The 22,095-nt window shown below is 63.0% G+C and carries 18 protein-coding genes; 13 read left to right on the top strand and 5 right to left on the bottom strand.

Translation table 11 applies throughout. From position 1 onward, the window contains the following. Positions 1 to 286 precede the first annotated feature (286 nt). The 7 genes from ABI796_RS05775 to ABI796_RS05745 all read left to right on the top strand — a co-directional run bounded on the left by ABI796_RS05775 (position 287) and on the right by ABI796_RS05745 (position 9,231). Positions 287 to 1,477 carry an ROK family transcriptional regulator gene (locus ABI796_RS05775; protein ID WP_141283101.1) on the top strand — a complete coding sequence of 397 codons (1,191 nt, stop codon included), beginning with the start codon at positions 287 to 289 and terminating at the stop codon, positions 1,475 to 1,477. Between the two features lie 129 nt (positions 1,478 to 1,606). Continuing rightward, a complete protein-coding gene (gene mmsA / locus ABI796_RS05770; RefSeq protein WP_141283102.1) occupies positions 1,607 to 3,163 on the top strand; it encodes a multiple monosaccharide ABC transporter ATP-binding protein in 1,557 nt (518 codons plus the stop codon). Between the two features lie 44 nt (positions 3,164 to 3,207). Then, complete coding sequence (mmsB, locus tag ABI796_RS05765; protein WP_141283103.1) at positions 3,208 to 4,476, top strand: multiple monosaccharide ABC transporter permease; 1,269 nt, start codon at positions 3,208 to 3,210, stop codon at positions 4,474 to 4,476. A 54-nt stretch (positions 4,477 to 4,530) separates the two neighbouring features. After that, complete coding sequence (locus ABI796_RS05760) at positions 4,531 to 5,628, top strand: sugar-binding protein (RefSeq protein WP_141283104.1); 1,098 nt, start codon at positions 4,531 to 4,533, stop codon at positions 5,626 to 5,628. Positions 5,629 to 5,836: 208 nt separating this feature from the next. Beyond that, complete coding sequence (locus ABI796_RS05755) at positions 5,837 to 7,300, top strand: ABC transporter permease (RefSeq protein ID WP_141283105.1); 1,464 nt, start codon at positions 5,837 to 5,839, stop codon at positions 7,298 to 7,300. Positions 7,301 to 7,302: 2 nt separating this feature from the next. Further along, on the top strand, positions 7,303 to 7,995 hold the full coding sequence (locus tag ABI796_RS05750) for an ABC transporter ATP-binding protein (protein ID WP_141283106.1): 693 nt from the start codon (positions 7,303 to 7,305) through the stop codon (positions 7,993 to 7,995). A 165-nt stretch (positions 7,996 to 8,160) separates the two neighbouring features. Further along, positions 8,161 to 9,231: a Gfo/Idh/MocA family protein gene (locus tag ABI796_RS05745; RefSeq protein WP_141283107.1), complete on the top strand. Its 1,071-nt coding sequence runs from the start codon at positions 8,161 to 8,163 to the stop codon at positions 9,229 to 9,231. Positions 9,232 to 9,279: 48 nt separating this feature from the next. Here the strand turns inward: ABI796_RS05745 and ABI796_RS05740 are convergent, their stop codons facing one another. Genes ABI796_RS05740 through ABI796_RS05730 form a run of 3 tightly spaced genes read right to left on the bottom strand, consistent with a single transcriptional unit; the run spans position 9,280 to position 11,217 of the window. Next, positions 9,280 to 9,720: a DoxX family protein gene (locus tag ABI796_RS05740; RefSeq protein WP_141283108.1), complete on the bottom strand. Its 441-nt coding sequence runs from the start codon at positions 9,718 to 9,720 to the stop codon at positions 9,280 to 9,282. A 46-nt stretch (positions 9,721 to 9,766) separates the two neighbouring features. After that, positions 9,767 to 10,438 carry a phosphonatase-like hydrolase gene (locus ABI796_RS05735; RefSeq protein ID WP_141283109.1) on the bottom strand — a complete coding sequence of 224 codons (672 nt, stop codon included), beginning with the start codon at positions 10,436 to 10,438 and terminating at the stop codon, positions 9,767 to 9,769. After that, on the bottom strand, positions 10,435 to 11,217 hold the full coding sequence (locus ABI796_RS05730) for a GntR family transcriptional regulator (RefSeq protein WP_141283110.1): 783 nt from the start codon (positions 11,215 to 11,217) through the stop codon (positions 10,435 to 10,437). Before ABI796_RS05730 ends, ABI796_RS05735 begins: the two co-directional genes overlap by 4 nt. Before the next feature lie 163 nt (positions 11,218 to 11,380). Between ABI796_RS05730 and ABI796_RS05725 the strand changes: the two genes are divergently transcribed. From ABI796_RS05725 to ABI796_RS05705, 5 genes are all read left to right on the top strand, one after another. Further along, entirely contained in the window at positions 11,381 to 12,592 is a 1,212-nt protein-coding gene (locus tag ABI796_RS05725) for a TIGR03364 family FAD-dependent oxidoreductase (protein ID WP_141283111.1), read from the top strand. A gap of 38 nt (positions 12,593 to 12,630) precedes the next feature. Next, entirely contained in the window at positions 12,631 to 13,545 is a 915-nt protein-coding gene (gene phnD / locus ABI796_RS05720; RefSeq protein WP_141283112.1) for a phosphate/phosphite/phosphonate ABC transporter substrate-binding protein, read from the top strand. Then, on the top strand, positions 13,545 to 14,351 hold the full coding sequence (locus tag ABI796_RS05715) for a phosphonate ABC transporter ATP-binding protein (RefSeq protein WP_141283113.1): 807 nt from the start codon (positions 13,545 to 13,547) through the stop codon (positions 14,349 to 14,351). The genes phnD and ABI796_RS05715 overlap by 1 nt, the downstream gene beginning before the upstream one ends. Then, positions 14,348 to 15,202, top strand: coding sequence for a phosphonate ABC transporter, permease protein PhnE (gene phnE / locus ABI796_RS05710; RefSeq protein ID WP_141283114.1), 855 nt, complete (start codon positions 14,348 to 14,350; stop codon positions 15,200 to 15,202). The genes ABI796_RS05715 and phnE overlap by 4 nt, the downstream gene beginning before the upstream one ends. A 152-nt stretch (positions 15,203 to 15,354) precedes the next feature. Further along, positions 15,355 to 16,464, top strand: coding sequence for an FAD-dependent oxidoreductase (locus ABI796_RS05705; RefSeq protein WP_141283115.1), 1,110 nt, complete (start codon positions 15,355 to 15,357; stop codon positions 16,462 to 16,464). Positions 16,465 to 16,534: 70 nt separating this feature from the next. Here the strand turns inward: ABI796_RS05705 and ABI796_RS05700 are convergent, their stop codons facing one another. After that, positions 16,535 to 18,757: an NADP-dependent isocitrate dehydrogenase gene (locus tag ABI796_RS05700; RefSeq protein ID WP_141283116.1), complete on the bottom strand. Its 2,223-nt coding sequence runs from the start codon at positions 18,755 to 18,757 to the stop codon at positions 16,535 to 16,537. 236 nt (positions 18,758 to 18,993) lie between these two features. Between ABI796_RS05700 and ABI796_RS05695 the strand changes: the two genes are divergently transcribed. Next, positions 18,994 to 20,103, top strand: coding sequence for a serine protease (locus ABI796_RS05695; RefSeq protein ID WP_373092448.1), 1,110 nt, complete (start codon positions 18,994 to 18,996; stop codon positions 20,101 to 20,103). Between the two features lie 159 nt (positions 20,104 to 20,262). Here the strand turns inward: ABI796_RS05695 and purH are convergent, their stop codons facing one another. After that, the gene (gene purH / locus ABI796_RS05690) at positions 20,263 to 21,933 is read right to left on the bottom strand and encodes a bifunctional phosphoribosylaminoimidazolecarboxamide formyltransferase/IMP cyclohydrolase (RefSeq protein WP_141283118.1); all 1,671 of its coding nucleotides are present in this window, start codon (positions 21,931 to 21,933) and stop codon (positions 20,263 to 20,265) included. Positions 21,934 to 22,095 lie beyond the last annotated feature (162 nt).

The raw sequence follows: 22,095 nt of genomic DNA, 5'->3' as shown, positions 1-22,095 counted from the left end.
TGAGAGGGCCCGGGAGGTTTCTTCTTCCAGCGTAGGCGCGGGTGGGACGAATCGTGCGGGGCAATTGGACCCGCAAGGAATGCAATCGGGACGCATTGCCCCCACCCCTTGCGTTGTGGGGCCCGCTCTGCGCCCCAAACCCTGAACTTGGAACGCATAGCAGGCCCCACAAGGGGTACGTATGGGGTATTGGAGGGAGATTATTGCGTTGGAGTATGTCGGTAATGCCCGGCTCCATGCGTTCACTTCTTGACTACAAGCGCGCTTGTGGGGCAATCTTCTTGTCATGCCCGCAACGCAGCGCTCAACGAAGAGCCATCCAAGAAAACCCGGCTCGCAGTCCGCACTGCGCCACCTGAATCAGCAGCGCATCATCGAGTGCCTCCTGAGCGGGCCTTCCACGCAAGCAGAGCTATCGCGGCAAACAGGTCTTTCCACGGCAACTGTTTCCAACATCGTCAAAATCATGCAGGACGCCGGCCTTGTTTCCACGGAGCCCACTACCAGCTCCGGACGCAGGGCAACCAACGTACGGCTGAACAGCAACGGCGCAGTGGCGGTAGGAATCGACTTCGGACGCCGCCATCTGCGGGTAGTCCTCGCCTCGCTGGGCTACCACGTCATTGCCGAGGACTACATTGAATTGCCGCTGGGGCACCAGGCGGAAGAAGGCATAGCCGCGGCCGTCCTGCTGCTGGAAAAACTACTCCAGGAAAACGGAATCGACCGCACGGCAGTTGTGGGTGCCGGGGCGGGCATCCCTGGACCCATCGACCGGCGATCAGGCACCGTGGCCCAGGGCGCCATCTTGCCCGAATGGGTAGGCATAGACATCCTTCATAGGCTGGAGGAAGCGCTGAATTGCCCCGTGTTTGTTGATAACGATGCCAACTTGGGCGCGCTGTCCGAAGTGACCTGGGGACCGCAGAGCGGAGTCTCAAATCTGATGTTCCTGAAGATCGGCTCGGGCATTGGCGCGGGCCTGATTCTCAATGGTTTTCCCTACTACGGCAACGTTGGCATCACCGGGGAAATCGGCCACGCGACCATCCACGAACACGGCCTGGTGTGCCGCTGCGGAAACAGGGGCTGCCTGGAGACCATAGCGTCCACCACCACCATGATCGAGCTGCTGGGCCGCGGCCAGGAGACGCTGCTGACCCCGCAGGACATCGTCCGTAATTGCCTCGCCGGAGACTCCGCCACCCAACGCGTAGTGGACGACGCCGGGCTGGCGGTGGGCCGCGCGCTGGGCAACGTTTCCAACCTGATTAACCCTGAAGTGATTGTGGTGGGAGGGCCCTTGGCGGGCCTGGGCGACCTCCTCCTGGATCCCATCCGCAGGGGTCTTGTGCGCCATGCAGTACCCGTGGTGGGCGAGACGACGCACCTCGCGATGTCCTCCCTCGGGGCGCGCGCAGAAGCGCTTGGAGCGGCCGCTTTGGTGTTCCAACACGCCGGTATTACCGGTAGGTAACGAAATCGTTAGCTGGATCATGCGTTCAAGTCTTGACGACAAGACCAGTGATCCAGTTTACTTTTTCATCAGACAGCCTCGCCATTGCGGGGCCGACAACGAAGTCATGCATTGGAGGCGTAAGGGCTGATGACATCCCTCAACACGCAAGGTGATCCCATCCTCTTGGAGATGCGCTCGATCACTAAGGAATTCCCAGGCGTGAAGGCCTTGTCGAATGTGAGCCTGCGCGTAATGGCCGGAGAAATCCATGCCATCTGCGGAGAAAACGGGGCCGGGAAATCAACCCTGATGAAGGTCCTGTCCGGCGTCTACCCCTACGGCAGTTACACGGGCGACATCGTGTACCAGGCCGAGACGCAGCAGTTCAAGGACATCCGGGCAAGCGAAGCCGCAGGCATCGTGATCATCCACCAGGAACTGGCCTTGATCCCGGAACTGTCCATCATGGAGAACATCTTCCTGGGCAACGAGCCCACCAAGTGGGGTGTGATCGACTGGGCAGAGGCGCGGAAGCGTTCCCTGGAACTGCTGGCCCGTGTGGGCTTGCGCGAAGACCCGGACACCCCCATCAAGGAAATCGGCGTAGGCAAGCAGCAGCTGGTGGAGATTGCCAAGGCGCTGAACAAGTCCGTGAAGCTCCTGATCCTGGACGAGCCCACTGCGGCACTGAACGAATCAGACTCCCAGCACCTGCTGGACCTGATCCTTGGGTTGAAGGGCCGGGGCATCACCTCGATCATCATTTCCCACAAGCTCAACGAGATCGAACAGATCGCGGACGAGATCACCATCATCCGCGACGGCAAGTCGATCGAAACGCTCAACGTCAAGCGCGACGGCGTCGATGAGGACCGCATCATCAAGGGCATGGTGGGCAGGACCCTGGAGTCCCGCTTCCCGGACCACGAACCGAAGATCGGTGAGGTCTTTTTCGAGGTCAAGGACTGGACAGTGGGCCACCCCCAGATTCAGGACCGCCTGATCTGCAAGGGTTCGAACTTCTTTGTACGCCGCGGTGAAATTGTTGGTTTCGCCGGCCTCATGGGCGCTGGTCGGACCGAACTCGCCCGTTCCTTGTTCGGCCACTCCTACGGACGCTTCATCAAGGGTCAGGTGTACAAGGACGGCAAGCCGGTCCAGCTCCGCTCGGTCAAACAAGCGATCGACGCCGGACTCGGTTACGTCACGGAGGACCGCAAATCCCTGGGGTTGAACCTGCTGGATGACATCAAGACCACCACGGTCTCTGCAGCGTTGAACAAGATCAGCAACTACTCCGTAGTGGACACCCGCAAGGAATTCTCCGTTGCCGAGGAGTACCGGAAGTCGTTGCGCACCAAGACCCCTTCCGTGGAAGAGGGTGTTGCCAAGCTTTCCGGTGGCAACCAGCAAAAGGTGGTCCTGGCCAAGTGGATGTTCACTGATCCGGATCTGCTGATCCTGGACGAACCTACGCGTGGCATTGACGTCGGCGCCAAGTATGAGATCTACGGCATCATCCAGAAGCTGGCGAACCAAGGCAAGGGAGTGATTGTCATTTCCTCGGAGCTTCCTGAGCTCCTGGGCCTGTCCGACCGTATTTACACCATCTTCGAGGGCGCCATCACCGGCGTCCTGGACAAAAACGAAGCAAGCCAGGAAAGCCTCATGAAGCTCATGACTTCCGCCCGCAAGACAGCCTGACCGATGGCACAGCCTCACCCCTTCCTGACACAAGGACCTAAACAATGAACGCGCTCAAGAAGCTCTTTGGTGGCAATACCCGCCAGTTCGGCATGATCTTCGCCCTGGTGGCACTTATCGTCTTCTTCCAGATCTTCACCGAGGGACGCACCCTGACCCCCGGCAACGTGATCAACCTGTTCAACGGCAACTCCTACATCCTGATCCTGGCCATCGGTATGGTGCTGGTCATCATCGCCGGCCACATCGACCTTTCCGTAGGTTCCGTGGCCGCATTCGTGGGCGTGTTCGTTGCCCTGGCAATGCGGGACTGGGGTTTCCCCTGGTGGGCCGGCGTGCTGTTCGGCCTGGTCCTTGGCGCGGTGATCGGGGCCTGGCAAGGGTTCTGGGTGGCGTATGTGGGCATTCCGGCCTTCATCGTGACCTTGGCCGGCATGCTCCTGTTCCGCGGTTTCAACCAGTTTGTCGGTAAGTCCAACACCATCCCCGTACCCAAGGAATTCCAGTTCCTGGGCTCCGGCTACCTCCCCGAAGTTGGCCCCAACACCGGCTTCAACAACCTCACGCTCCTGCTCGGCCTGATTGCCGTCGCTTTTGTGGTCATCATGTCCCTCCGTGCCCGTGCCACCAGCAAGGCGCTCGGCGCAGATGTTCCCGAGCTCTGGGTTGAGGTCACCAAGCTGGTCCTGATCTGCGGTGCCATCCTCTACGCCACGTACCTCTTCGCCACGGGCCGCCCCGGAACGTCCTTCCCCATCCCCGGCCTGATCCTCGCGGTGCTGGTCCTCATCTACGGCTTCATTGCTGACAAGACCGTCCTCGGCCGCCACGTCTACGCAGTGGGTGGCAACCGCCACGCAGCAGAGCTTTCCGGCGTGCAGTCCAAGAAGGTCAACTTCCTGGTCATGATGAACATGTCCGTCCTGGCGGGCCTGGCCGGCATGATCTTCGTTGGCCGCTCCACCGCCTCCGGTCCCTTTGACGGCGTCGGTTGGGAACTGGACGCCATTGCCGCAGTCTTCATCGGCGGCGCCGCCGTAACCGGCGGTGTTGGCACCGTGATCGGCTCGATCGTTGGTGGCCTGGTGATGGCAGTGCTGAACAACGGCCTCCAGCTCCTGGGTGTGGGCGCCGACCTCACCCAGATCATCAAGGGCCTGGTGCTCCTGGCAGCAGTGGCCTTCGATGTTTACAACAAGTCCCAGGGAAAGCGGTCCATTACTGGCCTGCTGATGAAGAACTTCCAGCGGAACAACGAGATCAAGCCCGACGAAACCACATCCACCAAAGAGGTCATCTCCAAGGAAGCGTAATCCGCTTCCTAACAGACTCGCTCCACCCCACCCACACAGAAAGTGAACCAAGATATGCGAATGTTTGGTAAAGCAGGAAAGGCAGCAGCAGTCGCTGCCATCGCGGCACTGGCGCTGACAGCCTGCGGCCGCACTGACAGCGGCTCAAGCACCAGCACGGCAGGCGGGGAAGCGTTCCCCAAGGACTCGCTGATCGGCGTCGCACTTCCGCAGAAGACCAGTGAAAACTGGGTCCTCGCGGAGAAGCTGTTCAACGACGGCCTCACCAGCGCCGGCTTCAAGCCGGACGTCCAGTTCGCCAACGGCGGCGTGTCCGAGCAGCAGAACCAGATCAGCGCCATGGTCACCAAGGGTGCCAAGGTCATCATCGTCGGTGCTATCGACGGCGCCCAGCTGGGTACGCAGCTCCAGCAGGCCAAGGACTCCGGCGCAACCGTCATTGCTTATGACCGTCTGCTCCTGAACACCGAGAACGTGGACTACTACGTGGCCTACGACAACTTCAAGGTTGGCGAACTCCAGGGCCAGGCACTGTTGGACGGAATGAAGGCCAAGAAGGCCACCGGACCGTACAACGTTGAGCTCTTTGCCGGTTCCCCCGATGATGCCAACGCGAAGGTCTTCTTCGACGGCGCCATGAGCGTCCTGAAGCCGAAGATCGACGACGGCACCCTCAAGGTTGTCTCCGGCCAGACCTCGTTCGAGCAGGCTGTTACCCAGGGCTGGAAGGCAGAAAACGCCCAGCGTCGCGCTGACACCCTGCTGACCGGCAGCTACGGTACCGCTTCCTTGGACGGCGTTCTCTCCCCGAACGACACCCTGGCCCGCGCAGTGCTGACGTCCGTCAAGGCCGCCGGCAAGCCGCTCCCCGTCGTGACCGGCCAGGACTCCGAAGTTGAGTCCGTGAAGTCGATCATCGCCGGTGAGCAGTACTCCACCATCAACAAGGACACCCGCAAGCTCGTTGAGCACGCCATCACCATGGTGAAGGACCTCCAGGCCGGTAAGGAACTGGAAATCAACGACAAGGACTCCTACAACAACGGCGTCAAGACCGTTCCGGCTTACCTCCTCCCGCCGCAGATCGTTACGGCAGAGAACGTCAAGACCGCTTACGTTGACGATCCGGTACTCGGCCCGATCACCAAGTAACACCGTTTAGCAGCACCACAAGCAAGCCCCGGTCCGCTTCCCAGCGGGCCGGGGCTTTCGCATTGCCCACATTCTGATCCGAAGGAACCGCCGCTTTCACAGCCCACGCATAGCTTCGGCAGGCTTCCCGCACAGCAGCACTGACGAGTCTTGGATCTGCAGCCCACGTCCAGTGGGCTCACCAGACTTGCAGGTCCAGAGGAGAAACGTGAGCGTCCTTGCCCGAAGCGTAGGCAATGCCTTCCGCAACAAAATCAGAACGGCGGCGGTTGTTGCCGTCCTGGCCGTAGCCATCGGACTGGCGTTGGCCATGCTCGTGGCCAACCAGGCCGTGGGTGCGAAGGTCCAGGAGCTGAATGCTTCGGTGGGGACCACCCTGACGGTGAATCCGGCGGGTGGTCAAGGCTTTGAAGGCGGCGGCGAACCACTCACGACGGCGGAAGCTGAGACTGCGGCATCGGTCGCCAATGTGACCTCTGTAGTTGGTACCAAGGCGTTGCGCCTCCAGACAACAACTACGGCAACCACGGACTCAACCACCACCCAGCAGGCCGGCCCTGGTGGCGGCTTTGGCCCGGGCGGGCAGCAGGCGACCGTCAGCACCAACCTGACGGCCGCCGTCGACGCCGGTACTCTGGGCAACCGCAACAATGCGAGCGGAACCACAGGTACAACCACCCCGCAGCCGGCCCGCGCCCTGCCCATCACCGCCACCGGCATTGGCGCTGAGGTGGACAACACAGGCAAAGCGTTGAACATCACCAGCGGCACCGGCCTGGGCGACTACAGTGCCGCTGATGCCAAAGCGCTTGTAGGCACGTCGCTGGCCGAAAAGAACAGCCTGACGGTGGGCTCCACGTTCACCATCCAGGACAAGTCCTTCACCGTGGCAGGCGTTTTCGACGCCGGAACCACCTTTGGCAACAACGCCGTTTACGTGACCCTCCCCGAAGCCCAAACGCTGGCCGGGACACCGGATGAACTCTCCAGCATGATCGTCACGGTCAACAGCATGGAAAACGTGGAAGGCACCAAGACCGCCGTTCAGGACGCACTCGGTACAGACAAAGCCGACGTCACCCAGGGCCAGCGCAACCTGGAAACAGCCGTCAGTTCACTGGACAGCGTCAAGAACATCTCACTCATCGCCTTCATTGCAGCCCTGGCAACTGCCGGAATCATCATCCTGCTCATCATGGTCATGTTGGTCCGCGAGCGCCGCCGCGAAATCGGCGTCCTGAAAGCCATCGGAGCCCGGAACCGAACCATCGGGCTGCAGTTCGTCCTTGAGTCGTTGGTCCTGGTTGCCCTTGGCAGTGTTGTGGGTGCCGTGATTGCTTCACTGGCCAGCGGCGGCATCGCCTCGGCCCTCATCAGTTCGAACACCACCACGACGGCGGCCACCACCACCCAGCGCGGCGGAGGACTTGCCGGGGCCATGCCTAACGGCGCAGTTCCTGGTGGCGGGATGCCCGGTGGCGGCATGGGAGGCGGCCAGGGTGGTCCGTTCGGCGGCGCGTCCCAGCTCCTCACCTCGGTCACAGCCAGTGTCTCCCCCGGCGTGCTCGCTGCAGGCATCGCGGCCGTGTTCGCAGTAGCCATCATCGGCGCGCTTGTCCCGGCTTTGCTGACCGCCCGTATCCGTCCCATCGAAGTACTCCGAGGAGAATAGCCGTGATTGTAGTCAAGGACCTGGTCCGTCAGTTCAAGTCCGGTGACCGGACCATCAAGCCGGTCAACGGCGTCAGCTTCGAGCTGGAGAAGGGCACGCTGGCGTCCATCGTGGGCAAGAGCGGCAGCGGCAAGAGCACTCTGTTGTCCCTCCTAGGGGCGCTGGACAAACCTACCTCCGGAGACGTCGTCGTGGATGGCGTCAGCCTCGCCGGCCTGCCGGACGGCAAACTGACGGAGTACCGCCGCCGGGACATCGGGTTCGTGTTCCAGCAGTTCAACCTGATCCCCAACCTCAGCGCAGTGGACAACGTGATGCTGCCCATGGAGTTCGCCGGTGTCCGCAAGGCGGCCAGGCTGCAGCAGGCCAAGGAGCTCTTGGAGCAAGTACAGCTGGATCCGGAGAAGCACTCGCGCCGCACCAACCGCTTGTCCGGTGGCGAACAGCAGCGTGTGGCGATTGCCCGTGCTTTGGCCAACCAACCCAAGCTGATCCTCGCCGATGAGCCCACCGGAAACCTGGATGAGCAAACCGGCGAGCACATCATCGAGCTGTTGAGCTCCCTGAGCCGCGATCACAACACCACCATCCTGGTGGTCACGCATGACCGCAGCCTGGCGCAGAAAACCGAGCGTTGCTTCCGGCTTCAGCAGGGCAGGCTCACCGAGGAGGTCAGAACCGGATCGCGTCGATGACCTTGACGCGCACCCGATCCCGCCGGGCGCACCCCATGTTCGCCGGCTGCGCACCCGTTGCCGCCGGGCGCACCAGAGGTTACGGCAGCGATTGGCGCAAAAGGGTGCGCACCACGTCCTCGCAACCGGGTAACCTCGCAACCGGGTAATGAGAGGATGAACGGCATGACACTTCCTATTGCCGTGCCGTGGCTTTCCACCCAAACCAACCAGGATCCCCGGGCAGCAACCGGGCGTACGCTGCGGTGGGGTGTGGTGTCCACGGGCAACATCGCCAACAGTGTTTCCCAGGACCTGGCACTGCTGGAAGACGCGGAGTTGTATGCCGTGAGCTCCCGCACCCAGGCTGCCGCGGATGCGTTCGTCCATGCGCTTGGCTTCACCAAGGGCTACGGGGACGACGGCGGTGTACCCGGCTACCAGCGTTTGTTCGAGGATCCCGCCGTGGACGTGGTCTATGTAGCAACTCCCCATGCCCAGCACTTCCAGATCGCCTCAGCAGCTCTGCGTGCCGGCAAGCATGTCCTGTGCGAGAAAGCGCTCACCATTAACGCCCGGGAAGCCACCGAACTGGTGAAGCTCGCCCGGGAGCAGAACGTGTTCTTCATGGAGGCGGTGTGGAGCCGCTTCCTGCCGAGCATGCAGCGGGCCTTTGAGATTGCCGCATCCGGCGAGCTTGGACAGATCCAGTGGGTGAGCGCGGATCTCGGCTTCCCCGCACCATACGATCCCGCCGCACGAATCTGGGCCCTCAACGACGGCGGCGGAGCGCTCCTGGACATCACCGTCTACCCGCTGCTCTGGGCTTTGGGAACACTGGGCTTCCCGCAGTCCGTCACAGCGATCGGCACGCTCAACGACGACGGTGTTGATAGCCAGAACGCACTGACCCTCGGTTATGACACCGGTGCACAGGCGCAACTAACGTCCTCGCTGATGGCCCATGGTCCCCGGACGGCCACTGTGGCTGGCGGGCTCGGTTTCCTGCAGACCGTTGGCTCGGTGAACAACCCCCGCGAGCTGATGATCCGGGTTGGATGGGACGAGCCACGGCGCGAGCACTTCGATGTTGTGGGCATTGGGTACACCTATGAGCTCCGCGAAGTGACCCGATGCATCCAGCAAGGCCTCACCGAAAGCCCGGTCATGCCGTTGGAGGACTCCGTCAACGTCATGCGCCTCTTTGACGGGGTACGGTCGCAGCTGGGGATTCGCTACCCCAACGACGCCCGCTGACGCAGCCCCGGGCGGCGCGTGCCGCCGTCGTGATTTAACCCGATCGGGTTAACGGCCAGCGCGAGCCGACTGCCTCGCCAGCTTGCGGTCCAATGAAAGTGCGCCGGGTCCGAGGAACACGAACGCTATGGAGATGGCCACATAGATGATCAGGAGTTCGGCGGTCACACCGGACTTGTCCGTGAGCAGGGGTTTTCCTGCTTCGGTGACGAACCAGATCCCCGCGAACATGATGGCCGCGAGGAATCCAGCTACGCGGGTCAGTGCGCCGAGGACCAGGAGCAGGCCCAAACCCAGTTCACCGGCGATCACCAACCACGCCACAATCTCCGGCTTCTGCACACCCATGGCGGCGACGGATGCGGCGAACGCAGCATGCCCGGCCATGAACTTTTGGAAGCCATGCACCATCAGCAGCGCACCGAACACCACCCGCAGGATGGTGACACCGCGGGCAGAGGATGTGGGAGACGGGTGCAGGAATTTCACGGGTTCCAATCTTCCATGCCGGACGTCCCCCACCAAACGCGGGCTGCTAGGACACCAGCGCCGGGATGTCCTTGACCCCATCCAGAATGTGGTGGTGGGGGTGCGCGGCCAAGGCGTCCCGGTCCAGCTTGCCCGTCAGCACGCCGACGGCGGTGACGCCGGCATTGTTCGCAGCGGCGAGGTCGTTCACGGTATCGCCGGCAGCGATCACGGCGCGGACGTCCTGCACGCCGGTGAGCTCCATGGCCCGGTGGATCATGTGCGGCGCGGGCCGTCCCGCGGCTACTTCGTCCGAGCATACGACGGCGTCCAGCAGGATATCGCCGTCCACGCCCCAGCCCAGCCGCTCAAGGAGCGGTTGGGCGACGTCGCGTGAGAAGCCGGTGGTCAGGGCCACCTTGATCCCTTGGCGGCGGAGTTCGCGGAACGCTTCTTCCACGCCTTCAAGCGCCACCGGCGGGTTGGCGTCGTAGAACTCAACGAGCAATTCCTTGAAGCGTGAAAACGCAGCAGAGACAACTTCTGCAGTAGCAGCGCCTCCCCCGGCTTCAATGAGAGCCGTGATGGCTTCAACTTTGTCCGCACCCATCCATTCCTGCACAGCCTCCGCAGTGGTGGTCACCCCGGTTTCTTCCACACAGCGGGCGAGGGCTACGTAAACGTCGCCGTGTTCGTCAATGGTGGTTCCGGCCATATCGCAGGCTACGAGTTGGATCATGGGGTGGCTCCTTGTGTGGATTGGGGATCTGTGTGGATGCGGACCAGCGCGGCCCGGCGATCCACTGTGTTGTCGATCGTGAAGTTGGTCAGTGCCGGCAGGTAACGGTCCTCGGAGTATTCAAGGGGCTGCCCGTCGGCGGATCGGGTGATGCGGCGCTCACGCAGGAGCGGAATGCCTTCGGGTTGCTCCAGGAGTTCGGCGTCCTCGTCGCTGGCTGCGACGGCGTCAATAGTGTGGCGGGCACTGTGCAGGTCCACGCCTTGTTCCTTGAGGAACGCGAAGATGGACCCGGAGTCGGTGTCGAAGTCGAACAGTTTCCGGCCCACGTCCAGGATGAACGTGGTGCGCTCGATCATGGCCGGCGCCTCATCCAGGTAGCGAACGCGAAGGACCTCCACCACGGTGGTTCCGGGCATCAAGCCAAGAGCTTCCGCCGCTTCCGGGCTGGCTTCCCGTCGCGCCACTTCCAGGGTTCGTTGCCCGGGTTTCTTACCGATCCCACTGGCCCATTCCGTGAACGAATTGAACGTTGAGAACGACTGCGAGGGCACGGATGAGCGCACCATGGGTGGCCTGCCCCGCCCACCGGTCACCGCGCCCTCGGAGCGAAGAAATGCGAGCGCTTGGCGTATGGGACCGCGTGAGGTTCCGAACTCCCGGCACAGCTCCGCTTCACTGGGCAACTGGAACCCTGGCGGCCAGTCTCCGTCCGTGATCCTGCGCATGAATTCCTCGCTGAGACGGACGTGGAGGGGCGCGTTCTGCTGTGTGCTCACAAGTTGATAATACAAGTCTGTTCGCTTCATTTGCTTACTTTTGAGCGCCTGCAGGTGAACTTGGCGTGAATTCACATGAACGAATATTAAATTCAGATTAACTTGTATATACAAGTGCCGATCTGGCTTGCATCCGCTTTTCGAAGCAGCCAGTGTCAGAGGTGTGAACAACCCGAGTACCTCATCCCCAGCCGCCAACAGCGCCCCCAGCCAGCCCACCGACGTCGTGATTGTGGGCGCCGGAATTGTGGGTCTGGCCCACGCGGCCCACGCTGTTGCCAACGGCCTGACCGTCACCATCATTGAGCGCGACCACCACGCCGCAGGCGCTTCGGTGCGAAACTTTGGCCACTGCTGCATCACGGCGCAATCGGGCGAACTCTACGAACTGGCGCAGACCTCCCGTAAGTACTGGCTCGAGTTCTCCGAGCGCGCCGGCTTTTGGGCGTCCGAAGCCGGCGCGGTGGTCCTTGCCCGCACCGAGGCAGAGATGAACGTCCTTCGCGAACTCTCCGCAGTCCGTGAACCCGGGCAGGTTGAACTGCTCTCCCCCGCCCAAACGCGGGCCCGCCTGGGTGCCGCTGTCTCGGCTGCAGACGAAGCGCACAACGACGACACTCACCCCGGCGCCTGGCCCGGCCTGGTGGGAGGTGCCTTCCTCCGGGACGACCTCCGCGTTGATCCCCGCACCACGGTGGCACTGTTGGCCCAGTGGCTAAGCCGGCAACCCGGAGTGGAACTTCACTGGAACACGGCGGCGCTTGGCTTCGACCAGGACTCTGATGGTGTGACCGTCCAGACCTCGCGCGGCAAGCTTCGGGCCAAGCAGGTCTTCGTGTGCGTCGGGCATGACGTTGACTACCTCTTCCCGGAGCTCGCCGAGGAGCACCGGATCCAGCGGTGCGCACTGCAGATGTCGTTAGCGGCCAAACCGTCGGGTGTGGAATTCGCGCCAGCAGTCCTCACCGCCACGTCCATGCTGCGCTACCCGGCTTTCACGGACATGCCCGCTGCTGCCGCTCTCCACTCCGAAGTGTTGGAGAAGCAGCCGGAACTGCTGGAGATCGGCGCCAACGTCATGTTCACCCAACGCCCGGACGGCACCATCATTCTGGGCGACTCGCACCACTACCACAGCACCGCCGATCCGTTCCTGGACGAATCGGTGACCGAGACCCTCAACACCGAAATCACCGGCCGGATGGGCCAGCCACTGGAGATTATCCAGCGCTGGCAGGGCATCTACGCTTCCTCCGACGTAGCGCCCATCCTGATCCGCGAGATCCACCCCGGCGTCACCGTGGTGTCGGTGACCTCCGGCGTCGGCATGACGCTGTCCTTCGGCCTGGCGCACCGCAACGTGTCGCAGCTCTAGTTCTCCCCTCCCACCCTTTTCGCATCAAAGGATCACCCATGAAAACCACCCTCTTCACTGGCTCCGCGCTTACCCTCGCCACTGTTCTTGCGCTCACTGCCTGTGGCGGCTCGGCCCAGTCCGCCCCCGAAGCCACGAGCGCTACCTGCCCCAACGGTGAGATCAAGTTCGGGATAGAGCCGTATGAAGACCCGGCCAAGTTGAAGCCGGCCTACGACGTCCTGGCAGCAGCCCTGTCCAAGAAGCTCGAATGCCCTGTGAGCGTCCAGGTAGTGGAGGACTACGCCGCCGAGGTCCTGGCCATGCGCAACGGCAAACTGGACCTTGGACAGTTCGGTCCGCTGGGCTATGTGTTCGCTGACGCCAAAGCCGGGGCTGAACCGCTGGTGTCCTTTGGCACTGCGGAGAAGGAACTCAGCACGTACACGGCAGGGATCTGGGTTCCCAAGGACAGCCCCATCCAAGCCATTGGCGACCTCAAGGGCAAGTCCCTGGCATTGGGCAGCGTGGGCTCCACCTCCGGCGATGTCCTGCCGCGCTTCGGTCTCCGTGAGGCTGGAATCGCCGACGCAGACATCAAAATGGACTACACCGGTGGTCATCCCGAAGCGCTGCTCGCCCTGACCAACGGCAAAGTGGACGCAGCCCAGATCAACTCGCAGACGCTCGCCACAGCCGTTGCCGCCGGTACCTTCACTCCGGAGGACTTCCGCCAGGTATGGACGTCCAACCCCATCCCCAACGATCCCATCACCGTCCGCGGCGACGCCGACCCCGCATTCAAGGCCGCCGTGAAGGACGCGTTCCTGAGCTTGGAACCCGCTGACGTTGCCAAGGTGGGCGAGTTCCTGGACGTCACCCCTCCGGGCCCGCTCCTTGAGGTCACCAAGGAGAACTACACGCCGTTGTTCGAGCTCGCCCAGACCATGGGTCTCACCGAGAAGGACCTGTAATGCTCCCCACCGGGCCGGGCCCACGCCTTTCCGTCCAAGGCTTGCGTAAGTCGTTCAACGGCCGGACCGTTTTGCAGGGCGTGGACTTCTCCGTTGCTGCCGGGGAACTGGTGGCCTTCCTTGGCGCCAACGGTTCCGGTAAGTCCACCACGCTGCGCTGCGTCATGGGCATCACCGCCCCGGATTCAGGCAGTATCAGCATCGATGGGGTTGCGCTGGAAACCCTCCAGGGCCGTGAACTTCAGCAGGCCCGCCAGCGCATGGCCATGATCTTCCAGAAAATCCACCTCTTTCCCCGGCGTACCGCTTTGGACAACGTCTGCGCCGGTGCCCTCTCACGAATTCCCACGGTCCGCTCACTCAGTCCCCTGCTGTTTCCGGCCGACGTCCAACAGGAAGCCCTCGACTGTCTGGACCGCGTTGGCCTGGCGGACCGTGCTTTCGACCGCGTTGGCCGGCTCTCCGGCGGACAGCAGCAGCGCGTGGCCGTAGCCCGCGCACTGTGCCAGCGGGCCGACGTCGTACTTGCCGACGAGCCCGTGTCCGCCCTGGACCCGCATGCCGCCGAGCAGGTCATGGCACTGCTGCGCGAACTCGCTCACTCGGAGGGGCTGGCCGTGGCCGCGGTGCTGCACCAGCCCGATCTTGCTCTGCGGTATGCGGACAGATCCATCGGGCTGTTGCAGGGATCCATGACGTTCGACCTCCCCTCCACAGAAATCACGGCCGATCACCTCGAGACCTTGTACGCCCCGGACCGGGATGTTTCAGACCGCGACGTTTCAGACAGGAAGTCCGCAGCATGACACCGCATACCCTGACCCCGACTGTCGCCCGCCGGGACGCCTCAAGCAAAACCCGCGTGGCACTGGTCCGCCCCAAGAAACCGCTGCGATGGGTCACGACGGCGGCAGTGGCGGCCGCCGTCGTCGGACTTCACGCCGTGGCCATCGAGGGGACGGACTTCAAACCGGAACTGCTGGTGGATGGTTGGAAGGGCATGGCCGCTTTCGTCGGTGACGCGTTCCCGCCGGACCTCAGCTGGGAGAAGACCCTCAAGCCCGGGCTCGAAGCCACACTGGTCACCCTCTGGATTGGTCTGCTCGGGACCACACTCTCCGTGCCGTTCGCCCTGTTGCTGGCGGCGTTGGCTGCTGAGAACACCAGCCCGCACCGTTTGGTGTACCAAGCTGCGCGAGCGGTGTTGTCCTTCTTCCGTGCAGTGCCGGACATCGTGTTCGCGCTGATCTTTGTCACCGCTGTGGGTCTTGGGCCGTTCGCGGGCGTCCTCGCGCTGATCTGCCATAACACCGGTGTGATGGGGAAGCTCTGGGCGGAATCCATGGAGGAGATCGATGCCGGCCCGCAGGAAGCCCTCCGCACCGCCGGCGCCAACCGGATCCAGCAGGTAGCCAATGCAACGCTGCCCATGGTGGTGCCGCAATTCGTGGGCCTGCTGCTGTACCGCTTCGACGTCAATGTGCGATCCTCGCTGGTGCTTGGCCTGGTGGGTGCTGGAGGCATCGGGCTGCTGATCAATCAGTCCATCAAGTCGTTCCAGTTCGATTCCATGCTCACGCACATCCTGATTGTGCTGGTGCTGATCATTGTGGTGGACCAGTTCTCCGCGTGGATCCGCAGGCGCCTGGCCGCGTAACCTCCCCGGCTCACCCAAGCAAACAGCAGATCACGCCGTTTTCAGCGCTGGGAACGGCCTGATCTGCTCCTTACTTGGGTCAGTGGGGGCAGAATGGGAGTGGCCCTGTTTCGGGGTCGCGTTTCAAGAGGGCCATTGTGGATGGAGCAGGCATGCAGGTTGACGTTGTAGTTGTTGGCGGAGGAGCCATGGGATCGGCGGCCGCCTGGCAGCTGGCCCGAGCGGGTCGCTCAGTGGTTCTGTTGGAGCAATTTGAGGCCGGCCACCACATCGGCGCTTCGCACGGCGCCACCCGCAACTTCAACACCGCCTACGCCGAGGCCGACTACTTGGACCTCCTGGCCGAGTCCAAGATCCTGTGGGACGAGCTCGCTGCCGAGCACGGCGCACCGCTGCTGGACATGGTGGGCCTCGTGAATCACGGAAACGTCCCCCGCCTTCGGGAGGTCCGGGAAGCGCACGAGGCACGGGGCATCGAGAGCTACTTCATCTCCCCGGACGAGGCAGCCAACCGGTGGCTGGGCATGAACTTCGCCACCGACGTCCTCTTTGTGCCGGGCTCCGGCCGGATCCGCTCGGCAGACGCCCTGGTGGCGCTGCGGAAATCCGCCGAAGCCCACGGGGCCGTTTTCCACTACTCGACGCCGGTCCTGGACATCCGCATCGACGGCGCAGAATCGGTGGTGGTGGTGACCGAGGAGGTGGAGTACACGGCCAGCCGCGTGGTGGTCGCAGCAGGTGCGTGGACCAACAAGCTAGTCAGCAAGCACGTCAAGCTCCCGGCCTTGGTGGTCACCCAGGAACAACCGGCCCACTTCACGCCCAGGGACAACACGCTGGTGTGGCCCAGCTTCAACCACAGCCCGGACCCAGACCCGAACAACGAAGCCTACGAGTACTGGTACAGCCCCGTTTACGGCATGCTCACCCCCGGCGAAGGCGTCAAAGCCGGCTGGCATGGGGTCGGCCCGGTCATGGACCCGGACGAGCGCACGTTCGAGCCCATCCCCCACCAGATGGAAGCGTTGGTGAGGTACGCAGAAGAGTGGCTTCCCGGCGTCGACCCTTCCACCGCGGTTCCCATCAGCTGCACCTACACCACCACGCCCAACGAGGACTTTGTGCTGGACCACTTCGGCCCGCTGGTGGTGGGCGCAGGCTTCTCGGGTCACGGTTTCAAGTTCACGCCCGCTATCGGCCGGGTGCTCAAAGACATCGTGGACGGCGGCATGGCACCGGAGCGGTTCCACGCGGAGCGCTAGGAGTTTTTGTACAGATAATGCCCCCAAGACGCGGTCTTAGGGGCATTATCTGTACGAAAACTCCGGAGGGCTACTTCTTCAGGTCCGCGAGAACCTTGTTGAACGTGGCCGACGGCCGCATGATCTCAGCGGCCTTGGCGGCGTCCGGACGGTAGTAACCGCCAAGTTCGACGCCGGTGCCCTGGACTGCGGCAAGCTCGCCAACGATCGCTTCTTCGTTGGAGGTCAGGGCTTCAGCGATTGCTGCGAAGTCCTTGGCCAACTCGGCGTCTTCGGTCTGCTTTGCCAGTTCCTGCGCCCAGTACGTGGCCAGGTAGTAGTGGCTTCCACGGTTGTCCAACTCGCCAACGCTGCGGCGCGGGGACTTGTTCTCCAACAGGAACGTACCCGTGGCGCGATCCAGCGTGTCAGCAAGGACCTGTGCGCGGGCGTTGCCCTCGGTGGTAGCCAGGTGCTCGAAGCTGACGGCCAGGGCAAGGAACTCGCCCAGGCTGTCCCAGCGGAGGTGGTTTTCCTTGACCAGCTGCTGGACGTGCTTGGGAGCGGAGCCACCGGCACCGGTCTCGAACAGGCCGCCGCCGTTGATCAGCGGAACGATGGAGAGCATCTTGGCGCTGGTGCCGAGCTCGAGGATGGGGAACAGGTCCGTGAGGTAGTCGCGGAGGACGTTGCCTGTGACGGAGATGGTGTCCTCGCCCTTGCGGATGCGCTCCAGGGTGAAGGCCGTGGCCTCAACCGGGGAAAGGATCTTGATTTCCAGGCCCTCGGTGTCGTGTTCCTTGAGGTACTCGTTGACCTTGGCGATCAGGTTGGCGTCGTGCGCGCGGGTCTCATCCAGCCAGAACACGGCCGGGGTCTGGGATGCGCGGGCACGGGTGACGGCCAGCTTGACCCAGTCGCGGACCGGGATGTCCTTGGTCTGGCATGCGCGCCAGATGTCACCCGGGAAGACCTGGTGCTCGCTGAGGACGTTGCCCTTGCTGTCCACCAGCTGGACGGTGCCGGCTGCCGGGATCTCGAAGGTTTTGTCGTGGCTGCCGTATTCTTCGGCAGCCTGTGCCATGAGGCCCACGTTGGGAACGGTGCCCATGGTGGTGGGATCGAAAGCACCGTTGGCACGGCAGTCGTCCAACACAACCTGGTAGATGCCGGCGTAGGAGCTGTCCGGGATGACGGCCAGGGTGTCTGCTTCCTTGCCGTCCGGGCCCCACATGTGGCCGGAGGAACGGATCATGGCAGGCATGGAGGCGTCAACAATGATGTCCGACGGAACGTGCAGGCTGGTGATGCCCTTGTCCGAATCAACCATGGCCAGCGCCGGACCGTCTTCGAGGCCCTTGGAGATGGCTGCCTTGACGCCTTCGCGGACGTCCTCGGGCAGGTCTTCGAGGCCGCTGAGGATAGCTGCGAGGCCGTTGTTGGGGCTGATGCCTGCGGCTGCGAGCTGCTTGCCGTAGGTCTCGAACAGCTCAGAGAAGTAAGCCTTGACCACGTGGCCGAAGATGATGGGGTCCGAGACCTTCATCATGGTGGCCTTCAGGTGTGCGGAGAAGAGGACGCCCTCTTCCTTGGCGCGGGCAACCTGTGCCTTGAGGAACTCATCCAGGGCGTTGGCGCGGAGCACGGTAGCGTCCACAACTTCGCCGGCAAGGACGGGGAAATCCTTCTTGAGGACCTTGGTGCTGCCGTCTTCGCGAACCAGCTGGATGGTCAGGGAATCCGCGGATTCCAGTACAACGGACTTCTCGTTGGAGCGGAAGTCGTTCTCGCCCATGGTGGCAACGTTGGTCTTCGAATCAGCGGACCAGGCACCCATGGAGTGCGGGTTCTGGCGGGCGTAGTTCTTCACCGACAACGGTGCGCGGCGGTCCGAGTTGCCTTCACGCAGCACCGGGTTCACAGCGGAGCCCTTGATTTTGTCGTAGCGCGAGCGGATGTCCGTCTCGGTGTCCGAGGAGGGGTTGTCCGGGTAGTCCGGGAGGGCGTAGCCCTGGGCCTGGAGCTCGGCGATGGCAGCCTTGAGCTGCGGCACGGAAGCGCTGATGTTGGGCAGCTTGATGATGTTGGCTTCCGGCTGCTTTGCCAGTTCACCAAGTTCAGCAAGGGCGTTGCCTGTGCGCTGCTCTTCAGTCAGGAAATCACCGAAGACGGCGATGATGCGGCCGGCCAGCGAAATATCGCGGGTCTCCACCTCTACTCCTGCGGTGGAGGCATACGCTTCAACAATCGGCAGGAATGAGTACGTTGCCAGCATCGGCGCTTCGTCTGTGTGGGTATAGATAATCTTGGCCATTGGCGGGGTTCTCCCTGAAAGTCTGCAGATTTCAACATCTCCTAACTTACCCGAGTAGACCGTTTTGACGGCTCTTCGTGTCCGGGATCACGTGTTCGTTACCGCTCTCCGGCGATTAACGCCCGACGGCGGCCTGACGGCCGCTGCCGCCACCCGCCGTCGCGCCGGGCAGAATGACGGCACCCGAGAGGGACCCTGCCAGTTAACAAGCAAGTGACAGCAAATTATCACAAAGTATGAAACATCTCTTTACAAAGTTGTCATACGCGCGATACCTTCGATTCCGTCAGTCGGCGGTCGCCATCACTGGCCGCCTCACTCCCTCGATAGGTAGGAACAACGTGACAAAAACCAAGACCTTGGCCACAAGCCTGCTGAGTCTGTCCGCTGCCGCAATCCTGGCGCTGGTTGGAACCACCAGCGCCAACGCGGCACCGGTCAACACCACAGACTCAAGCGGCGCTGCGGTCAGCAGCCATGTAGTGTCCGACGCCGGCGCTGCAGACTACTGGACCCCCGAACGCATGAAGAACGCCAAGTCCGGCGAAATCCTCGCCGCAAAAGCACTCGAACGCGGCAAACTCCTCAACTTCGGCAAAGCCCCGGTCACCGAAGCCCCGGGCGCCATCAGCAGCATCGCCGGCCAGCCCGCAGCAACCGACGCCAAGACGATCGACCGCAAGGTGAACCAGAGCGAGACGCCGGTCAAGCACATTGGCAAGATCTTCTTCACCTTGGGCGGCTCCAACTACGTCTGCTCAGGCAACTCCGTCACCGCCGCCAACAAGAGCACCGTGTCCACCGCCGGGCACTGCCTCAACGAAGGCCCGGGCGCTTACGCCACCAACTTCGTCTTCGTTCCCGCCTACCTCAACGGTGCAGCACCTTACGGGAAGTGGACGGCAAAGGCGCTGTACGCCCCCACCCAGTGGGCCTCCAACGGCAACATGCAGTACGACACCGCCTTCGCCGTCATGAACACCCTCAACGGCCAGCGCCTCGCCGACGTTGTGGGTTCCTCAGGCGTCCAGTTCAACGCCGCCCGCGGCCTGAGCTACAAGGCTTTCGGTTACTCGGCAGGCTCGCCCTTCAACGGTGAATCGCTCAAGAGCTGCTCCGGCAAAGCCACCAACGATCCCTACAACCCGCAGTTCAACAGCCAGGGCATCCCCTGCAACATGACCGGTGGTTCCTCGGGCGGTCCGTGGTTCATCGGCACCAGCTCCACCGGCTACCAGAACTCCGTGAACAGCTACGGATACGGCAGCAACTCCACCACCATGTACGGCCCTTACTGGGGCACCGTCATCCAGTCCACCTACAACACTGCTGCAGCGGCTTCGTAGCGGACACTCTTTTGTAGGCACGTCCCTGTTAATAAAGCACGACTAATAAAGCACGACGGCGGCCGTCCCCTTCGCGGGGGCGGCCGCCGTTTTCGTTGTGGGCCCACGCCGCCCGGGTTCCCTGGCCGAAGCGCAGCGAGGTTAGGGCGGCGGTGGGGACTAGTGGAAGAAGTGGCGTGCGCCGGTGAAGTACATCGTGATGCCTGCAGCGTTGGCTGCGGCGATGACTTCCTCGTCGCGGACCGAACCGCCAGGCTGGACCACGGCGCGGACACCGGCGTTGATCAGGATCTCCAGACCATCAGCAAACGGGAAGAACGCATCCGAGGCTGCAACGGCACCGCGTGCTCGCTCAGGTGCGTCGCCACCGCTGGTGTTGGACGCGCCGCCAGCACCTTCGACGTCGGACTCCACCGTCACGCCCAGCGTGTTGGCCCGCTCCACGGCCAGGCGGCAGGAGTCCAGGCGGTTGACCTGGCCCATGCCGATGCCCACGGCTGCACCATGGTTGGCCAGCAGGATGGCGTTGGACTTGGCCGCACGGCAGGCGGTCCAGGCGAAGGCGAGGTCCGCGAGGGTTGCTTCGTCAGCGGCTTCACCGGCTGCGAGGGTCCAGTTGGCGGGGTTGTCGCCGTCGGCGTCCACCTTGTCGCTCATCTGAACCAGGACGCCGCCTGATACCTGGCGCATCTCGGAGGGGTAGCGGCCGTAGCCCTCAGGCAGGGCGAGGAGGCGGATGTTCTTCTTCTTGGAGAGGATCTCCACCGCTTCAGGCTCGAAGTCCGGGGCGATGACAACCTCGGTGAAGATGTCCGCAACCGTGCGGGCCATGCCGGCGGTGACAGTGCGGTTGGCAGCAATCACGCCACCGAAAGCGGAGACGGGATCGCAGGCGTGGGCCTTGGCGTGGGCATCCGCGATCGGATCGGCAGCGTCAGCGGAACCGACCGCGACACCACACGGGTTAGCGTGCTTGATGATCGCAACGGCGGGCTCGGCAAAGTCGAACGCAGCGCGGAGGGCTGCATCGGCATCCACGAAATTGTTGTAGCTCATGGCCTTGCCGTGCAGCTGGTCAGCCTGGGCGATTCCCGCCGGAGCAGCCTTGTCCACATAAAGCGCGGCCTGCTGGTGCGGGTTTTCGCCATAGCGGAGGACCTCGGAGCGTTCCAGGGACAGGCCGGCGTAGGCGGGCCAGTCAATGATGCCGTCGCCGTCTTCGTCCAGGAACTGGCTGGCAGTCCAAGTAGCAACAGCATTGTCGTAGCTGGCCGTGTGCGCGAACGCCTTGGCAGCCAGGCGCCTGCGGGTGTTGAGGTCGAAACCGCCATGTGCTGCGGCGTCCACTACTGCGCCGTAGAAGTTGGGGTCCGTGACGATGGCGACGGCGGCGTGGTTCTTCGCGGCCGAACGCACCATGGCGGGGCCTCCGATGTCGATCTGCTCAACAACGTCATCCTGCGCTGCGCCGGACTTTACAGTCTCCACGAACGGGTAGAGGTTCACCACAACAAGATCGAAAGTTTCAATCTCCATGCCGGCGAGCGTGTCCATGTGCGCCGGGACGCGACGGTCAGCCAGGATGCCGCCGTGCACGCGCGGGTGCAGGGTCTTGACGCGGCCGTCCAGCATTTCCGGGGAGCCAGTGACTTCTTCGACTTCCTTCACCGGGATGCCTGCGGCGGCGATCTTCTTGGCGGTGGAGCCGGTGGAAACGATGGCGACGCCGGCTGCGTGCAGGCCCTTCGCGAGCTCCTCCAGTCCCGTCTTGTCGTAAACCGAGATCAGTGCACGGCGGATGGGAACACGGTCAAGCTGCGTCAAGCTCACAAAAGTCTCCGTCTTAGTTCGCGTAGATGTCGCGGGGTGGTATCGCGGGTGGTGGGATACGGAGAGTTTATCGCGTTTCGTGGTTGGCCCCGTTTTGCGTCTTTTGGCTGCTCCTCCGTTGCGGGGCCCACTCTGCGCGCCATTCCGGGCGCCAAGGCCGCA

The sequence above is a fragment of the Paenarthrobacter aurescens genome (assembly GCF_041549525.1).
Classification (GTDB): Bacteria; Actinomycetota; Actinomycetes; order Actinomycetales; family Micrococcaceae; genus Arthrobacter; species Arthrobacter aurescens.
This window is presented reverse-complemented; position numbering and strand designations above follow the sequence as displayed.

Excerpts from the sequence above, each read along its gene's own strand:
- ABI796_RS05775 (WP_141283101.1), top strand. The coding sequence starts at position 287 with ATGCCCGCAACGCAGCGCTCAACGAAGAGCCATCCAAGAAAACCCGGC.
- mmsA (WP_141283102.1), top strand. The coding sequence starts at position 1,607 with ATGACATCCCTCAACACGCAAGGTGATCCCATCCTCTTGGAGATGCGC.
- mmsB (WP_141283103.1), top strand. The coding sequence starts at position 3,208 with ATGAACGCGCTCAAGAAGCTCTTTGGTGGCAATACCCGCCAGTTCGGC.
- ABI796_RS05760 (WP_141283104.1), top strand. The coding sequence starts at position 4,531 with ATGCGAATGTTTGGTAAAGCAGGAAAGGCAGCAGCAGTCGCTGCCATC.
- ABI796_RS05745 (WP_141283107.1), top strand. The coding sequence starts at position 8,161 with ATGACACTTCCTATTGCCGTGCCGTGGCTTTCCACCCAAACCAACCAG.
- ABI796_RS05735 (WP_141283109.1), bottom strand. The coding sequence starts at position 10,438 with ATGATCCAACTCGTAGCCTGCGATATGGCCGGAACCACCATTGACGAA.
- phnD (WP_141283112.1), top strand. The coding sequence starts at position 12,631 with ATGAAAACCACCCTCTTCACTGGCTCCGCGCTTACCCTCGCCACTGTT.
- ABI796_RS05715 (WP_141283113.1), top strand. The coding sequence starts at position 13,545 with ATGCTCCCCACCGGGCCGGGCCCACGCCTTTCCGTCCAAGGCTTGCGT.
- phnE (WP_141283114.1), top strand. The coding sequence starts at position 14,348 with ATGACACCGCATACCCTGACCCCGACTGTCGCCCGCCGGGACGCCTCA.
- ABI796_RS05705 (WP_141283115.1), top strand. The coding sequence starts at position 15,355 with ATGCAGGTTGACGTTGTAGTTGTTGGCGGAGGAGCCATGGGATCGGCG.
- ABI796_RS05700 (WP_141283116.1), bottom strand. The coding sequence starts at position 18,757 with ATGGCCAAGATTATCTATACCCACACAGACGAAGCGCCGATGCTGGCA.
- ABI796_RS05695 (WP_373092448.1), top strand. The coding sequence starts at position 18,994 with ATGAAACATCTCTTTACAAAGTTGTCATACGCGCGATACCTTCGATTC.